This window comes from Calditrichia bacterium (genome assembly GCA_020634975.1).
Taxonomy (GTDB): Bacteria; Calditrichota; Calditrichia; order RBG-13-44-9; family J075; genus JACKAQ01.
In genome coordinates, this window is sequence record JACKAQ010000003.1 from 167,186 (window position 1) to 184,017 (window position 16,832).

Below are 16,832 nucleotides of genomic sequence, written 5' to 3' on the forward strand. Positions count from 1 at the left end.
TACCGCACGGTTGCATTTCCGATATGCAAGATTGCACCTCTGAGCCTCTCGTTTGCATCTTTGAATTACACGTTTGCGTACTTTAGTGGCTGCGCTGCATTCCCGAACGCATTTTCGTTGCATCATCCGGGCACGGTAATTATATTATTTCGCTGCCTAAACTTAGGTTTAATGAATGCTAATTTCTTTACAAGTTAAAGAAATTTTGATATTATCGGGGCAATCAGAGATTTTAGCAATTTTACTTTATCCTTAGCCCCGACTTTTACGCATGCCGCAAAGCGATAAATTGATGACATATTTTTCAGATATTTAACTATCAATCTTCACCCGGAGGAATTCGTGTATCCATCGCATAAATCAATATTGCGTTACATAACACTGTTTGTTGTATTGGCGGCAGTCGGCATCTGGTTGTTCAAAGAATCAGAACAAGCTGCGGCGCCGGTCGCTTTTTCCGAGAAAGGCGAGCCGGGACCGGACATGCGCCCGTCGGAATGGGAATGGCTGCGACGGACATCGCCATACGGCAATGCGGATGCTGAAGCATTTCAGAAAGAATTCCAACGTGCACGGCAAATGCGCGCCACTGCCAAACCGATGGCTGTTCAGGCGGTGGAATTTGCCGGACCGTCCAATATTGGCGGGCGGATAGTGGATATCGAATTTAATCCGCAGGATCCGACGATCGTTTACGCAGCGGCAGCTACCGGTGGTGTTTTCAAATCTACCGATACGGGCAACACCTGGTTTCCGATATTCGACGATGTGGCTATCTTGACCATTGGTGATATTTGCGTTGATCCTGCAAACCCGGATATCATTTACGTCGGCACCGGCGAAGCCAACGGCGGACACAACAATATGCCCGGCGGCGGACTTTATAAATCGACAGATGCTGGCGCAACCTGGCAATTGATGGGATTGGAAAATACCGTTTCCATCGGGCGGGTTCGGGTGAATCCGCTTAACACGCAGGAAGTGTTTGTCGCGGCGCAAGGCTCATATTTTGCCCCGAATCCGGATCGCGGATTGTATCACAGCACAGACGGCGGCGCAACCTGGGATAATATTTTCTTTATCAGCGATTCCACCGGCGCAACAGACCTGATCATCGATCCCGCAAATCCCCAACGGATGATTGTGGCAATGTGGGAACGCGTTCGTTACCCGGAATTTGGCACACATCTCTACGGCGAAACCAGCGGTCTGTATCGCACCACCGATGGCGGCGCCAATTGGACGGAATTATCCGGCGGCTTGCCAAACCCGGACGCAACCAATGTGGGGCGGATCGGTTTGGATATTTACGCTGCCAATCCTGATATCGCTTACGCCATTTACACCAACGGCAGTAATATTTCCGGTTTGTTCAAAACCACAAATTTTGGTGACAGTTGGACAAATGTGGACCCGGATGACGAGCTTTCGAACGGAACGGGCGGATTCAGTTGGTATTTCGGACAGGTCCGGGTGCATCCGACCAACCCGGATATCGTGTACGTGCTGGACGTCGCGTTTATGCGCTCCGTCAATGGCGGAGCAAATTGGCCGATCATTTACGGTTACGGCGGACCGAATATTTTGCATGTCGATCATCATGCGTTGGCGTTTCATCCCACCAATCCGGATTATATTTTGAATGGCAACGATGGCGGCATCAATATTTCCACCGATGGCGGCGTCAATTTCACCAAAGTGGCGGATCTTCCCGTCAACCAATTTTACGAAATCGGGCTGGATCGCAACAATCCCGAACGCCTTTACGGCGGCACGCAGGATAACGGCACGCTGCGTACTCTCACCGGTGCCACAGATGACTGGACGCGCATTTTTGGTGGCGACGGATTTTATGTGATCGTCGATCATTCCAACCCGAACATCATTTATGCGGAATCGCAAAATGGGAATCTCGGGAAATCCACCAATGGCGGCGCATCGTTTTTTGGTGCGACTTCCGGCATTTCCGGCAGAACCAACTGGTCAACACCAGTGGTGATGGATCCCGTAAACAGCAGTATTTTGTATTATGGATCAGATCGCGTGTGGAAAACTACCAACGGCGCATCGAGCTGGACAGCCGTCAGTCCAGTGCTGCACAACGCCACTCCCGGTTCGCGACTCGGCACGGTAACGACCATCGGCGTATCGCCGGCACTCACGAGCGTTGTTTGGGCCGGAACGGATGACGGAAAAGTGTGGGTTACTGCCGATGGCGGTAGCAACTGGACGAACACTTCCACCGGATTGCCCAATCGCTGGGTAACCCGGGTAATCGCGCATCCGGTGGACGAAGCAACCGCTTACGCCACATTCAACGGGCTGCGCTGGAAGGAAGCGGAAGCCAAAGTAATGCGAACAACCAATCTTGGCGCCAGTTGGGAAGATATTACCGCAAACCTGCCGGAGGCGCCGGTAAATGCATTTGCAGTGTTCACCGATGACAATTTCCGCACTTATCTGTTTGCCGGTTCGGATTTGGGCGCTTATTACAGCGTGGACGACGGGTTGAGTTGGGAATACATCAGCAGCGATTTCCCGATGGTTACGGTGTACGATATGAAAGTACATGAAACCGCGGATTATCTGGCGATCGGCACGCACGCACGTTCGATGTATAAAATGGATCTCGCCCAAATACTCGTCGGCATCGACGATCCGGCGACAGACACCGCACCACAGGATTTCGCGCTGTTGCAAAATTACCCGAATCCCTTTAACCCGACCACAACAATTCCGGTAAAACTGGCGACATCTGCGGATATCCGGTTGACTATTTTTGACAATCTCGGTCGAACCGTGCGCAATCTGGTTGACGGTAATGTGTCTGCCGGATCGCATGATTTTGAGTGGAACGGACGCAACAATCGCGGTGAAGCGGTTGCCAGTGGTACCTATTTTTACCGGCTGGATATCAACGGTCAGCAATCGCGGTCGCAAATGAATAAAATGATGCTATCCCGTTAAATTTTGGCAACTTACAATCGCGGCAAAATTCCAGTTTGCCGCGATTTTTTTATGAATCATTAAAACCGCTTGACATTTTTGTGAATCCGAATTAAATATGTAAATACGAAACTGGACGATTTTGCCAATCAACTCAAACAGAGGAGATTGCCCCTTGGCTAACTTTCAGGCATTCAATTTTCGGAAATGGATAGACGAACACCGCCACCTGCTCAAACCGCCGGTCGGCAACAAACTGGTGTTCGAGGAAACAGACGATTTTATCGTGATGGTCGTTGGCGGACCCAACGCCCGGAAAGATTTTCACTATAACGAAGGCGAAGAATTTTTTTATCAGGTTGAAGGCGACATCACTTTAAAAGTGATGGACGGGGATAAGCCGGTGGATATTCCCATCCGCGAAGGTGATATTTATCTGCTGCCGCCAAAAGTGCCGCATTCGCCGCAACGCCCGGCAAATACCGTCGGATTGGTCATCGAGCGAAAACGTTACAGCGGCGAAAAAGACGGTTTCATGTGGTTCTGTGAAAGCTGTGGCAACAAACTTTACGATGAATATTTCAAGCTGGAAAACATCGTTACCCAACTCCCGCCGATTATGGAGCGATTTTACAAAAATGACCAGCACCGCACCTGCGATAAATGCGGCGCCGTCATGCAACCGCCCCAAAAGAAATCATAAATGTTGTTATAAGGTCCGGAATGAACCGTTGCAAACGCAGCGGTTCGTTCTATTTTGGCTTAAGCTGCGTTTTTTGAGGTTTCCCTTTTTTTAATCACTATCCAAATATCAAAAAATTGTATTCGTTAATGGTGCTAAAATCATCACCGTTTACCGATACTTTGATATATTTGCGTTAGTGACGCATATTTTTCACAACAGTTGCAACTGACTTCGGGGAAACAGATGTATGTTAAAAATTGATATTCACACCCATTTCATCCCTAAAAATTTACCCGATTTGGAGATGAAATATGGCTATGGCGGATTTGTTCGGCTGGAACATCACCGCCCGTGTTGCGCAAAAATGATTGTCAACGGCGACAGTTTCCGCGAAATAAAACACAATTGTTGGGACCCGGTCGTTCGTATTCAAGAGTGCGATGCCAGCGGCGTTAACGTGCAGGTGCTCTCCCCTATCCCGATTCTATTTAGTTATTGGGCACGTCCACATGATGCGTTGGATCTATCGAGAATTGTAAACGATGAAATAGCACAAGTTTGTAGCAATCACCCCAAACGGTTTGTCGGATTGGGCACTGTGCCATTGCAAGCACCGGAGCTGGCAATTCGCGAACTGGAGCGCTGCGTTACCGAATTGGGACTGGTCGGTGTCGAAATTGGCACACATGTGAACAACTGGAATTTTTACGATGAACACCTGTTTCCGTTTTTCGAAGCCGCGGAAAAACTTGGTGCGGCAATTTTTGTGCACCCGTGGGATATGATGGCTAAAGAACGCATGCCCAAATACTGGCTACCTTGGTTGGTGGGTATGCCTGCGGAATCTTCGCTGGCGATTTGTTCGATGATTTTTGGCGGCATTTTTGAGCGACTGCCAAAATTGCGGGTTGCATTTGCCCATGGCGGCGGTGCGTTTCCCGCCACTATCGGGCGGATCGAACATGCCCACACCATGCGCCCGGATTTGTGCGCGGTGGATAATCCGGTTAATCCCCGGGATTACATCGGGCGGTTTTACGTCGATTCGATTGTTCACGATCGGCGCTATTTTCAATATTTGCTGGATTTATTTACGCCAAGCTGCATCGCGATGGGCAGCGATTACCCCTTTCCGTTGGGCGAATTGCAACCCGGAAAAATGATCGAAACCCACAACAATTTGAGCGAAGCAGATCGCCAACGCCTTCTCAGCGGAACGGCATTGGAATGGCTGAATTTAAAAGCAACATGTTTTCAGTGATTTTTCGAATTTCAAAAATAACAAAACCATTAACCCATCGATCCGTTGCTTTTTTGAATCGAAATAGATGAGGCATCGCCCTCACCCACTTTTATATGATGAACAAACAATTCCCTATCGATATATCGATCCCGTTGGATTTTAACAATGAACAACCCAATCATTTCAATGTGGCAAAAGCGAAAGCTTCGCCCATTGCTGCGGTAAATTTTATCGGCGATACGCGGAGAGGCGGCAGTTGCAACGTTCAGCAAATCTCGCTGATTCCGCATTGCAACGGAACGCACACAGAGTGCATCGGGCATATTACAGATGAACGGGTGTTCATCAACGAGGTGCTCCGCGATGTTGTTTTTCCGGCTACACTGGTTACAATTCCACCGGTTTTGGCTGCGGAATCGGGCGACAACTATCTGCCCCAATTATCAGCAGACGATCGGATTATTCAAAAATCCCAACTGGAAAAAGCCCTGTGGAATGTAAAAGCAGATAACCTCACCGGGTTGATCATTCGAACGCAACCGAATGAATCTTCAAAAAAAACAATGGATTACGTTGAGCAACCGGCACCGTTTTTCTCGATGGAAGCGATGCAATTCATCACGAATTTGCCAATCAAACATTTGCTGGTAGATATGCCATCGCTGGATAAATTGTATGACGAAGGGTTGCTGAGCACCCACCACATTTGGTGGAATGTGCCGTTGGGAACGCATAAATTGACGGAAAAATCACGGCGGGAACGCACAGTTACAGAGATGATTTTTGTGCCGGATGAAATACCGGACGGCAGCTATTCTGTTGCCATCCAGATCCCTAACTGGTGCAGCGACGCAGCACCGAGCCGTGTTTTTTTACTACCGGCAACATAAAAAAGAGGCGCTTTGCCAGCGCCTCAAATCGATTTTAAAACAATGTGTAAATAAATGGCGCGATTGCGGAACCTTGTGTCAACACAATCAACGTGCCGAGCAGCACCAAAAATGCCACAATCGGCAGCAGCCACCACTTTTTGCGCACTTTTAAAAATTCCCAAAACTCTGCGATAATTGACAATTTGCTCATTTTAATTCCTTAACGTTGGTGCATTTAAAATCATTTTCTCTTCATTCTTTTTCGCTGAAAATTATTAATGCTGATAGCTTGGTCATTCCTGCGAAGTCAGGGATCTCCGGTTGGTTATCAGACCGCTACTTAAATTCGATTCACGCGTTATCCTTATTAAAACTGTTGCTCAAAAGATTTCGAGTCAATCGATTGTTTGTCGCGATATTTCCAATAGCTTTGCGATTTTCCCGGCTGCCATTGCACATCCAGAAATTGTTTTCCGGTCAACTTTGCGATCCAGCCGATCGGCGTCATCACCAGAAAAAACAGCAGCGAGAGCAGCACCCGCGTCATCACAAATCCCATAATTACGGCGAGCGTCATCCATGCGCGTTGCAACGGTTTCAACGCGGTTGGGAAAATCAGACCGAATACAATCAAAAAACCGCCGAAACCCAATAAAATCGGTGCAAACTCGCTGTTTTTCCAAAGCAAATAACCACCGATAGCGGCGGCAACAACACCCACAACCAGCCCGAACTTGCGCAAATCTTTGCGGGTACCGGGAATATTTTTTAGTTCATCTTTTAACATAATTTCAAAAATAAAGGGTTAAGGATTTTGGAAAAAATTAATCCAGTTCAAATTCTTTTTGCCAGTCGGAATCGTTTTCGAGCGGTTGTTGACCGGATTTGTCGATCAGGTAATTGCCCAGCATCAGGTAATCCATATTAGTTCGCATAAAACAGCGATACGCATCTTCCGGTGTGCAAACAATCGGCTCGCCGCGCACGTTGAACGACGTGTTAATGATCACCGGACAGCCGTATTTTTCCTCAAATTTTTTGATGGTGCGATAATACAACGCATTGGTTTCCGGGTGAACGGTCTGGATGCGCGCGGAATAATCCACATGAGTAATCGCCGGAATTTCCGACCGGACGATATTGAGTTTACTGATCCCGAACAGCTCCGATTCATCAGTGGACATCGGTTTCTGGCGCGACTTTTTGACATCCGCAACCAACAGCATGTACGGGCTGGAACGGTCAATTTCGAAATATTCACTGACGCGATCCGCCGCAACCGACGGCGCAAACGGGCGGAAACTTTCCCGGAATTTGATCTTCAAATTCATGGTTTCCTGCATTTTCGGGGAGCGCGCATCGCCGATAATGGAGCGTCCGCCGAGCGCGCGGGGACCAAATTCCATCCGCCCCTGAAACCAGCCGATCACCTTTTCCTGCCCGATCAAGTCGGCAATTTTTTCAGGAATTTCATCATCCGTAAGCTCAGTATATTCAACATTTTGTGATTTCAGAAAGCCGCTGATGCTGCCGTTTTGGAACGAAGGACCGAGGTAGCTGCCGCGCATCGCATCGCCCGGTGTTGCAGTTCGCGGCTTGCCGGAATACTGATACCATGAAACCAACGCAGCGCCGAGCGCACCGCCGGCATCTCCGGCTGCGGGCTGAATCCAGATGTCGTCAAAATAGCCAGCGCGGAGCAATTTGCCGTTGGCAACGCAGTTGAGCGCAACCCCGCCGGCCAGCACCAGTTTTTTCTGCCCGGTTTCCTGCCGGATGTGGTTGCCCATTTTTAGCACCACTTCTTCGACAACATCCTGCACGGAGCGCGCCAAATCCATTTCACGCTGGGTGAGTTTGCTTTCCGGTTTGCGCGGTTCGCCGCCAAATAACCGGTGAAATTTGTCGTTGGTCATCGTTAAACCGGCGCAGTAATTGAAATACGCCATGTTCATCTGAAATGAACCGTCAGGATGAATATCGATGAGTTCGCGTTTGATCAGATTGACATATTTCGGTTCGCCATACGGCGCGAGTCCCATCACTTTGTATTCGCCGGAGTTGACCCGAAATCCCGTATAATACGTAAATGCAGAATATAACAACCCGAGCGAATGCGGAAAATTGATATCCGCGATAATTTCCAACTGATTATTTTTGCCCACGCCGTAGCTGGTTGTCGCCCATTCGCCGACGCCGTCCATCGTTAAAAATGCGGCTTCCTGATACGGCGACGGATAAAATGCAGACGCCGCGTGGGAAATATGGTGCTCCGGAAACAGAATTTTCCCGTTAAAATCGAGCAATTCCTGAATTTGCACTTTCATCCACAATTTTTGTTTGATCCACAACGGCATCGCCATGATGAACGATGTTAATCCGGCGGGCGCATATTGGAGATAGGTTTCGAGCAGCCGCTCGAATTTGAGGAAAGGCTTGTCGTAAAACGCAACGATATCCAGCGATTTGCCATCAATCCCCGCTTCTGAAAGGCAATAATTGATGGCGTTTTCCGGGAAATTGTGATCGTGCTTTTTGCGCGTAAAGCGTTCTTCCTGCGCCGCAGCGATGATTTCGCCATCGCGAACCAGGCAGGCTGCGCTATCATGATAAAATGCGGAAATTCCCAGAATGTTCATAATTGTTTTTTAACGAGTTACATTCGATGTTATTTAACGTTGCCAGTTTTATTTATGGCAAATATAATCACATTTTCAAACCGTTCAAAAGCCATTGCAGTAATTAACGGTTCGAGTTCCTGCCTGCGCAGAAATGACCACTAATTGACAGTAGCCATAACATTTCTATCGACTGAATGGGCGATGTGCATTAGCAAACTTCACTCGTCAGTTTACTTCATCAGCACCATTTTTCCGGTGCGGTTGATTGTCGCGGATTGCAGCTGATAAAAATAGACGCCGGACGGCAAATCACCCGCATCGAAATTGACGGAATGATATCCGGGCTCGCTCATCCCTTCAAAAAGTGTGGTTATTTCGCTGCCGCTCACATCAAAAATTTTGATGGTGATATTATCCGCTTTTGCCAGTTCAAAATCGATGGTTGTGGTCGGGTTAAACGGGTTCGGATAATTCTGATACAATCTGACCGATTCCGCGATTGGTTCATCCGTTGCAATACCAACGGTTGACTCGGCTTTCAATTTGTAAACCGTCACGCCGACACCGTATCCGAGCGTATCATTCACGAAGCGAAAACGGTTGAGGCGGTTGCCGAATCCGGCGTTTGTCCAGGTTTCGCCGCCGTCGGTGGTTTTGTAGGTCGGGTGGGTATTGTTCCCGCCGATCCAGCCCACATTTTCATTCACAAAACCGATGCCCTGCACATAATAATATTCGTTGCGAAATAATTTTTCTTCCCAGGTAACACCGCCGTCGGTGGTTTTCAGAAAATAAATGGGCGACAAACTGTTGCGCTGCAGCGACACATAGCCCACTTTTCGCGACGGAAACGAGATTTTCCAGCACCATTCGCCGGTGCGGCTGGTGGTGTGAACTTTTTGCCAGGTTTGCCCGCCGTCAACCGTGGAAAGGATGACACCGCTGGAATTGCCGTGCAGCGAATTGCTCAAACCGACCGTAAAACCGGTGTCCGGTGAAACAAAATAGCAATCGATGAGTCCGGCTGCGAGGCTGTCCATTGCGGTGGAATACCAGGTTTCGCCGCCATCGGTAGATTTCATGATGAACGCCGGACCGCGCACCCTGCCGGATGCGTAAATCACGCTGTCGTTGACTGCGAACATCCCGCAAACGCCGCGCGGTTTTTGCCCGATGATGTTTTCGACCGGTTCAAACGTTTCGCCACCGTTGAGCGTACGATACAAAATAGTGGTGTCCGTGCCGCCGCCATATTCCTCCGTGCCGAGGTTGCCGACAAATCCTTTCATCGAATCGATAAATGTGCAGCTGCGGAAATCAGTTTCCGGCTGAACAAGCTGGTTAACCCACGAATTACCGCCATCTATGGTTTTATAAATTTCACCGCGAATATTTACCACCCAACCGATGCGCTCGTTTACAAACCATGTGTCATCGTGCCGCGATGCGGCGATCGGCGCGTTCGGCAGTTCGCTCCACGAATACTGGATTTGCGAAAAAGCAGATACTGTGCACCATAAAAAGACAATTGCAAAATATTGATGTATCGATCTCATGATTTCCTTTCGAGATTTTTCGAGATTTTTTCCTTTATTACGAATGAAATTTTTCACCATTTTCCAGCATGGCAATCAATTTTTCGATGCGGGTTTTGCGGATTTCCGGGTTTCGTGCGGTTTGCACCCGGAAACAAAATGAATAGCGATTGGTTTTGTTCAAGGTTTCGAAAAAGGCATTGGCTGTGGGATTGGCATCGAGCGCAGCCTGCAATTCTTCCGGAACCGTCATATTTCCGGGCGAATCGTATGCGGCGTCCCAGCGTCCGTCGGATTTGGCAGCATCAACTTCTGCCATTCCGGCCGGTTTCATTTTTCCGGCAGCAATTAGATTTTCTACTTTTTCCCGGTTAATTTTTGACCACAGGCTTCGCGGACGGCGCGGCGTGAATTTTTGGAGAAAAAACTGATCATCAAATTTCTGTTTTTGCCCGTCAATCCAGCCGTAACAAATTGCCACATCCAATGCTTCTGCGTAATTTACAGACGTTACGCCTTTTCCTTTTTTTGCGATTTTCAGCCAAACGCCGTTACTTTCCGGGTGGTTTTTTGCCAGCCATTTATCCCAATCGTTTTGGGTTTCGAACCATACTACGGGTTGTTTCTTTGCATCGCTCATTAAAAAACCTCACCACTTTCACAATTAAGAATCGAAAAATAATATCGTTTCGCTCAAAAAACCTCTCTTAATTCCGCAATTCCCAATATTATTCCTAACTTTCATTAATTTCATTTGGAAAACCAGATGTTTTTGACAAAATAGGATACTTATCAATCGGCTGGAATATATCGAAAATTTTGAAGTACTAATTCCGCAAATGAAATGGCGTTCAACAAGTGAAACTAAATCACTTATTGGAAACCATACCGGATGCCTAAATTTCAGTTTTTTCGGTTGAAATAGAAATTTTGGAAATTTATTACGATCACGTATGGAGCACCCGAACGCGGATTATTTTTTGAATAGGACATCTGCGAAGTTGTTGAAAACCGGATTGCAGCAAGCTGCCGATATTTTTGAGGAGAAAATTCGTGATAAAATTTCCCACGCCATTTTTGAACGTGAACCATCCCGGGTTGCTCCCCGATGGTCAGTGAATTTATTGTTTACAACATGACATCCGCAACTCGACGTCCAATCGGGCGGCTATTGTTTACAACAAAAATTCGTAATTTTCACAAAAATATTGTAAATTTGGTATTGTCTGGGGCGGACATTTTTCGCCCCTTTATTTTTGTGGAACATCAACCGATCGGGAATTTTCATGCGGAAACTGGCTTTTTTATCGATGGACAATATGTACGATTTTGTGAGCGACGACGAGTTGGCGATCGAGCCGCTCCGGCAGTTGGGCTGGGATGTGGAAACGTTGTCGTGGCGACAGCCGCAAAACTGGCAACAGTACGAAATGGTCATCATCCGAACGCCGTGGGATTACCAAAATGATGCCGGAGCATTTTTGAAAACGCTCGAACAAATTGCGGCGTCCGGTGCGCAATTGCACAATAATCTGGAAACCGTGCGCTGGAATATCGCCAAAACGTATTTGCGGGATTTGGAAAATCGCGGCAATCGCATTGTTCCGACAATTTGGAAAAACGGCAATATTGCAAAAGATAGCGCCGTTTCTGCTTTCACTACATTCGATTCGGACGAAATAATCATCAAACCGGTGATAAGCGCGAACGCGGATAATACCTTCCGGTTGCGTCCCGATCAAATTGACGCTGTTTTTCCACAGCTTCAAAACATCTTCAGCCATCGCCCATTTATGATTCAACCGTTTTTAAAAAATGTGATCAGCGAGGGTGAATTTTCGCTGTTCTATTTTGGCGGCGAATACAGCCACACCATTTTGAAAACGCCGAAAACCGGCGATTTCCGGGTGCAGGAGGAACACGGCGGCATCATCACCGCTGTGCAGCCATCGGCAGGGTTGAAAGCGCAGGCAGATGCCGCGATTGGCAGTTTGCCGGAACCGCTCTTGTATGCGCGCATCGATTTTGTGCGCCTCTCCGGCGATCATTTTGCCATAATGGAAATGGAGTTGATCGAACCTGCGCTGTATTTTCGGATGGACGAGCCCAGTGCCGCCCGTTTCGCCAAAACGGTAGCAAGTTGGCTGGATGACCGATCACTCAGATAAACTATTGAAATTACTCAATTAAACCATTGCCGATGTTATGAAAATTTTAAGAACCATTTCGCCAAAAGAGTTTGATTTTGAGGATGTTCATTTTAAAAATGTGGTGTTGAAAAACGCCAGCCTTACATCGCGGAAATTTGACAATTGCCTGTTTGAGCACTGCGAATTTCACGACATCAATTTTTCGGACAGCCGGTTTGCCGAATGCCAATTTCGCCATTGCCTGTTGAGCATTGTCGATTTGAAAAGCTGTAAATTACAGGATGTTTCGTTTGCAGATTGCAAATTGATCGGGCTCGATTTTAGCGGCTGCAACCCTATTTTTCTCGATTTCCGGTTTGAAAATTGCATCATTTCCAGCGCCAATTTTTCCGGGATGACGCTCCCCGATTTGCAATTTGGCGAATCCGTGGTGAAAGAATGCGACTTTATCGACTCCAATCTGGAAAACGCCGCGTTCTGCGGTTGCGATCTCGAAGGCAGCCAGTTCAGCCACACATCGTTGACAAAAGCGGATTTTACATCCGCAAAAAATTATCGTATCGATCCGCGAAACAACAAACTGGCAAAAGCCAAATTTTCGCTGCCGGAAGCAATTGCGCTTTTGGAAATGATGGAAATAACTGTCGAATAATTCAAAATTGGTGCACCATGACAGACGAACTGTTGATTACTGTGATTTGCCGGGAAATGCCCGGACGTCGTTTTGAAGACGAAAATGTCGGAAAACTTACGATTCGCGAACCTGTTATCCTCGGCATTCAGGAAAACCGCACGGCAATTGAGCTGCATCCGGGCGATGCGCCGGAGGTGATTTTTCGACCCGTTTTCCGCATCAAACAGCAACCGGACGGATCGCCAAATTTTCTCGGGCCATTCGCATTCGGCACCCCCAAACAGCGATTTTTTTATCTGAACTGGCTCGTCCAAAAACCGCACGCACACCGGGATCTGTTTCGCCGGGCAAAAATCCATCTTTCGGAAATTGGCTGGCAAACGGTAGAAAAATGCCTTTCCGGTGAACAAAAATTATCCGTGGAACTGCGAATGACCGACGACAAAGGCGCACCGATTTGCGCAACCGTAAAACCGTCGCATGCCACATGGTTTGTAACCGACAATGCCGGCAACAAAAAACGTATTTCATAAACAAAGCAATATTGGGCTATGAGTGATAAATCGATTGGGGAAATCATCGCATCCGCAATGCGCAGCCGTTTCATCGAAACCAACGGCATCCGGCTGGAAGTGCACGAAACCGGCGATCCGAACGGGAAACCAGTTGTGCTGTTGCACGGATTTCCGGAATTTTGGTACGGCTGGCGAAAGCAAATTGATGCGCTGGCAAACAGCGGGTACCGGGTGATAATTCCCGATCAGCGCGGCTACAATCGCAGCGACAAACCGCAGGGCAGGTTCGCGTATCGGCTCGATTATCTGGCTGCGGATATCATCGGGATTCTCGATCAACTCGGCATCGAACGAACCTGTCTCATCGGGCACGATTGGGGCGGTGTGGTGGCGTGGCATCTCGCGATGCATCATCCCGAACGGCTGATCAAACTGGTCAATCTCAACATCCCGCATCCAAAAGTGATGGTAAAAAACCTCAAAAATAATCCCGATCAGCGTCGCCGAAGCTGGTATATTTTTTTCTTTCAGTTGCCAAAAATGCCGGAGTTTGTACTCGGCAAAAATAATTTTGAAAATATGGTCAAAATTCTTGAACGAACGAGCCGCAAAGGGACATTCACCGAACAGGATTTCGAAAAATATCGCGAGGCGTGGGCGCAACCCGGAGCGCTTACGGGGATGATCAACTGGTATCGCTCATCGGTGCGGATGATGTTTGTCAAACGGCAATCGCCGCGAATTTCCGTGCCGACCAAGCTGATTTGGGGCATGCGCGACAAAGCCCTCAGCGATGTGATGGCGCAACCGAGCATCGATTATTGCGATTACGGTGAACTGGCGTTCATCGAAAACGCCAGCCATTGGGTGCAGCACGAAGAACCGGCACAGGTCAACCGGCTGATTCTCGATTTTTTGAACGATTGAGTGCAGCGATTTTTGCATTTTTGAGCCATCTAACCATCAACATTCATTATTGCTTGCGTAAGCGTTGGTTTCCGTTTAATTTTGCCCGGATTTAATGAAAAAACAATCGTATTGGCATATTTGAGGATGAACAAATGAAAAGCAGTCCATTTAAAATTGTATCATTATTAATATCGCTGCTGGCTGTTGGCGGTGTTTCGGCGGGCATTTATTTTTTGGCGGCAGAGCATTTTCAGCAAAACAATTTGACCACCACGCTGTTTGGCATTGCCGGAGCCGGTGCGCTGGTTTTGTGGGGATTGTTGCAACTGGTTGCGCCAAAAGCGACAGCAGAACAACCCGCACCAACCAAACCGCAACCGAAAAAGCCCGAACCGAAACCGGAACCGCAAATTCCGCCGCATGCAGCAGCCGTGCAGTTGCTCTCCATTTTGCAGCGGCAGGGTCGATTGATCGACTTTTTGCAGGAAGATTTGACCCCGTTCGATGACGCGCAAATTGGTGCGGCAGTGCGTAACATTCACGAAGGTTGCCAAAAAGCGCTGAAAGAATATTTTGTGATCGAACCGATTTTGAAAGGCAGTGAGGGCGAAAGCATCACCGTTCCGGCGGGATTTAACACCAGCGAAATCCGGCTGGTTGGCAACGTAACGGGCGAGCCGCCGTTCAATGGCGCATTGATGCATCGCGGCTGGCGGGTGAAACGCGTGAACCTGCCCCAAATCATGAAAGCTGATGAAAAAGATATGATTTTGGCTGCTGCGGAAGTTGAAATTTAAACGGATTTTGCGGTATTGTTTTTACCGGGAGGTGTATCGATGAGTGACGCTAAATACATAATTGGCATAGATTTAGGCACAACACATTGCGTGTTGGCTTATACCCAAAAAGATCAGCCGGAAAGCGGATCGCCGGAAATCCGGCTGTTGCAAATTCCCCAAATTGTCAGCCCAAACGAGTTGAAAACACAGGCGTTGCTGCCGTCATTTTTGCTGCTTCCCGGACCGCATGATGTGCCGGAAGGCAGCCTTTCGCTGCCGTGGGATGACACCATGACTTACGCCGTAGGCGAATTCGCCCGGAAACGCGGTGCAGAAATTCCCAATCGGCTGGTTTCGTCCGCAAAAAGCTGGTTGTGCCACGCGGGTGTGGATCGCACCCAGCCCATTTTGCCGTGGGATGCGCCGGAGGATACCCAACGGGTTTCGCCGGTGGAAGCGACCACCCGCTATCTTTCGCACATCCGCTATGCCTGGAATAACGAATTTGCCCGCGACGATGCAGCGCTGCGGCTGGAAAATCAGGAAGTGTATCTCACTGTACCCGCATCTTTTGATGCGGTTGCCCGCGAACTGACCGCGCAAGCTGCCCAAACCGCGGGATTGCAAAACCTGACCTTGCTGGAAGAACCGCAAGCGGCATTTTACGCCTGGCTGGAAGCACAAAAAAACGATTGGCGAAAACAGATCAGCGTCGGGGAAACCGTGCTGGTTTGCGATGTCGGCGGCGGCACAACCGATTTCAGCCTCATCCGCGTTACTGAAGATGACGGCGATTTGCAGCTAAACCGGATCGCAGTCGGCAATCACATTTTGCTCGGCGGCGACAATATGGACCTCACCCTCGCATACGCTATCCAGGCCAAACTCGCGCAAAAAGGCACCAAACTGGATCAATGGCAGTTCCGCAGTTTGTGGTTTTCCTGCCGATCGGCAAAGGAAAAATTGCTGAACGATCCCACCCGCGACAGCGAGCCGATTGCGCTGCTCGGGCGCGGTTCATCGCTCATCGGCGGAACGATTCGCACCGAACTCACCCGCGAAGAATTGCAAACCGTTTTGTTGCAGGGATTTTTCCCCATCGGCGAAAAACATGATTTTCCTCAGGTTCAAACGCGCGTCGGCATGCGGGAAATGGGATTGCCGTATGCGCAAGATGTCGCCGTAACCCGTCATTTAGCCGAATTTTTGCATCATGAAATTTCCGAAAGCGGCAGTGATGAAGTAGCATTTCCATCTGCAATTTTATTCAACGGTGGCGTGATGAAAGCCCCGGAGATGCGCCAAAATGTACTTTCCGCGCTGGAAAAATGGAGCGATCAGCCCATTCGCGAGCTGCCATCGATGGATCTGGATCTGGCGGTTGCATACGGCGCAGCGTATTACGGATTGGCGCGTCAGGGCAAAGGCATCCGCATTCGTGCGGGCATCAACCGGACGTATTATATTGGTGTCGAAAGCAGCATGCCGGCGGTTCCCGGCATCCCGACACCCATGAAAGCGTTGTGCGTTGTGCCTTTTGGCATGGAAGAAGGCAGCGAAGCGGAAATCCGCAATAAAGAATTCGGGCTGGTTGTGGGCGAGCCGGCTGTATTTCATTTGCTGGCTGCAACGCACAATAAAAACGATGCCGCCGGTGAAATTGTCGAAGACTGGAGCGGCGATATTCAGGAAGTCGCAACGCTGGAAGTCAGTTTACCGGCTTCATCCGACGCCGGCGGCGGCACCGTTATCCCCGTTTGGCTGGAAAGCAAGGTTACCGAAGTGGGCACGCTGGAATTGTGGTGCGTATCCCGCGATGATGATCGCCGGTGGAAACTGGAATTTGACGTTCGGGCATAAAACCGTGCAGGTTTCAAAACCGGCATGGTTTTATATGGTTTTAATTCAGAAAACCTGATGTAAATCATCTTTTTCACTGACAA

General features: G+C 48.6%; 15 protein-coding genes. 10 read left to right on the forward strand and 5 right to left on the reverse strand.

Going from position 1 to position 16,832, the window contains the following annotated elements; all coding sequences use genetic code 11:
* Positions 1-342: 342 nt before the first annotated feature.
* From H6629_18360 to H6629_18375, 4 genes are all read left to right on the forward strand, one after another.
* A complete protein-coding gene (locus H6629_18360; GenBank protein ID MCB9069747.1) occupies positions 343-2,967 on the forward strand; it encodes a T9SS type A sorting domain-containing protein in 2,625 nt (874 codons plus the stop codon).
* Between the two features lie 154 nt (positions 2,968-3,121).
* Positions 3,122-3,649, forward strand: a complete 528-nt coding sequence (locus H6629_18365) for a 3-hydroxyanthranilate 3,4-dioxygenase (GenBank protein ID MCB9069748.1) — start codon at positions 3,122-3,124, stop codon at positions 3,647-3,649.
* Positions 3,650-3,878: 229 nt separating this feature from the next.
* The gene (locus H6629_18370) at positions 3,879-4,892 is read left to right on the forward strand and encodes an amidohydrolase (protein MCB9069749.1); all 1,014 of its coding nucleotides are present in this window, start codon (positions 3,879-3,881) and stop codon (positions 4,890-4,892) included.
* A gap of 98 nt (positions 4,893-4,990) precedes the next feature.
* On the forward strand, positions 4,991-5,764 hold the full coding sequence (locus H6629_18375) for a cyclase family protein (protein MCB9069750.1): 774 nt from the start codon (positions 4,991-4,993) through the stop codon (positions 5,762-5,764).
* Between the two features lie 34 nt (positions 5,765-5,798).
* Here the strand turns inward: H6629_18375 and H6629_18380 are convergent, their stop codons facing one another.
* The 5 genes from H6629_18380 to H6629_18400 all read right to left on the reverse strand — a co-directional run bounded on the left by H6629_18380 (position 5,799) and on the right by H6629_18400 (position 10,542).
* On the reverse strand, positions 5,799-5,957 hold the full coding sequence (locus H6629_18380; GenBank protein ID MCB9069751.1) for a hypothetical protein: 159 nt from the start codon (positions 5,955-5,957) through the stop codon (positions 5,799-5,801).
* Between the two features lie 156 nt (positions 5,958-6,113).
* Positions 6,114-6,533 carry a hypothetical protein gene (locus tag H6629_18385; GenBank protein ID MCB9069752.1) on the reverse strand — a complete coding sequence of 140 codons (420 nt, stop codon included), beginning with the start codon at positions 6,531-6,533 and terminating at the stop codon, positions 6,114-6,116.
* Between the two features lie 37 nt (positions 6,534-6,570).
* The gene (locus H6629_18390) at positions 6,571-8,385 is read right to left on the reverse strand and encodes a carbamoyltransferase (protein ID MCB9069753.1); all 1,815 of its coding nucleotides are present in this window, start codon (positions 8,383-8,385) and stop codon (positions 6,571-6,573) included.
* Between the two features lie 212 nt (positions 8,386-8,597).
* Positions 8,598-9,923 carry a T9SS type A sorting domain-containing protein gene (locus tag H6629_18395; protein MCB9069754.1) on the reverse strand — a complete coding sequence of 442 codons (1,326 nt, stop codon included), beginning with the start codon at positions 9,921-9,923 and terminating at the stop codon, positions 8,598-8,600.
* A gap of 37 nt (positions 9,924-9,960) precedes the next feature.
* The gene (locus H6629_18400; protein ID MCB9069755.1) at positions 9,961-10,542 is read right to left on the reverse strand and encodes a YdeI/OmpD-associated family protein; all 582 of its coding nucleotides are present in this window, start codon (positions 10,540-10,542) and stop codon (positions 9,961-9,963) included.
* Positions 10,543-11,188: 646 nt separating this feature from the next.
* On the opposite strand from H6629_18400, the gene H6629_18405 reads away from it, so the two are divergent.
* The 6 genes from H6629_18405 to H6629_18430 all read left to right on the forward strand — a co-directional run bounded on the left by H6629_18405 (position 11,189) and on the right by H6629_18430 (position 16,749).
* Positions 11,189-12,070 carry a hypothetical protein gene (locus H6629_18405; protein MCB9069756.1) on the forward strand — a complete coding sequence of 294 codons (882 nt, stop codon included), beginning with the start codon at positions 11,189-11,191 and terminating at the stop codon, positions 12,068-12,070.
* A gap of 37 nt (positions 12,071-12,107) precedes the next feature.
* Positions 12,108-12,704: a pentapeptide repeat-containing protein gene (locus H6629_18410; GenBank protein MCB9069757.1), complete on the forward strand. Its 597-nt coding sequence runs from the start codon at positions 12,108-12,110 to the stop codon at positions 12,702-12,704.
* 17 nt (positions 12,705-12,721) lie between these two features.
* The gene (locus H6629_18415) at positions 12,722-13,219 is read left to right on the forward strand and encodes a hypothetical protein (protein MCB9069758.1); all 498 of its coding nucleotides are present in this window, start codon (positions 12,722-12,724) and stop codon (positions 13,217-13,219) included.
* Positions 13,220-13,276: 57 nt separating this feature from the next.
* Positions 13,277-14,128 carry an alpha/beta hydrolase gene (locus tag H6629_18420; protein MCB9069759.1) on the forward strand — a complete coding sequence of 284 codons (852 nt, stop codon included), beginning with the start codon at positions 13,277-13,279 and terminating at the stop codon, positions 14,126-14,128.
* Between the two features lie 134 nt (positions 14,129-14,262).
* Complete coding sequence (locus H6629_18425; protein ID MCB9069760.1) at positions 14,263-14,907, forward strand: DUF2760 domain-containing protein; 645 nt, start codon at positions 14,263-14,265, stop codon at positions 14,905-14,907.
* Positions 14,908-14,946: 39 nt separating this feature from the next.
* Positions 14,947-16,749 carry an Hsp70 family protein gene (locus H6629_18430; protein MCB9069761.1) on the forward strand — a complete coding sequence of 601 codons (1,803 nt, stop codon included), beginning with the start codon at positions 14,947-14,949 and terminating at the stop codon, positions 16,747-16,749.
* The last annotated feature ends 83 nt before the right edge of the window (positions 16,750-16,832 follow it).